The organism is Salinivibrio sp. EAGSL (assembly GCF_013366455.1).
GTDB lineage: Bacteria > Pseudomonadota > Gammaproteobacteria > Enterobacterales > Vibrionaceae > Salinivibrio > Salinivibrio costicola.
The window spans coordinates 1-475 of record NZ_JABWMG010000055.1 but is presented as its reverse complement, the minus strand read 5'-3'; the positions used below and the strand labels follow the sequence as shown (position 1 = coordinate 475).

At 42.5% G+C, this 475-nt stretch carries 1 tRNA gene; it reads left to right on the top strand.

The window, feature by feature from the left end:
- Window positions 1-101 precede the first annotated feature (101 nt).
- Window positions 102-177: transfer RNA gene (locus HLG76_RS14665), tRNA-Glu, on the top strand.
- The last annotated feature ends 298 nt before the right edge of the window (window positions 178-475 follow it).

Genomic DNA, 475 nt, shown 5'->3' with positions numbered 1-475 from the left:
TGGGGCTGGATCACCTCCTTACTGACGCTATTCTTGCGAGTGTTCACACAGATTGTATAGGTTGAAGTTATAAGAGGATATGTTCCCAAACATATCAGCGTGTCCCATTCGTCTAGAGGCCTAGGACACCGCCCTTTCACGGCGGTAACAGGGGTTCGACTCCCCTATGGGACGCCACTTTATAAATGCATTTACGAATGTGATTACAAAGTGGTTTGTCTAATGACAAACGACATGCTCTTTAACAATCTGGAAAGCTGACAAGTCATTCTTTAAGAATGACAGTAAAGTTCTCAATCAGTGACATATCATGTCACTCACACAATCAAGTGTGCTTGGACTTTGTCTTATTAAATCAATAACGACAAAGCTTCTATTTGAGTCCGGCAAAAACAAAACCTTAGTTGTTTTCATGCAAGACCTTTTGGGGTTGTATGGTTAAGTGACTAAGCGTAGACGGTGGATGCCTTGGCAG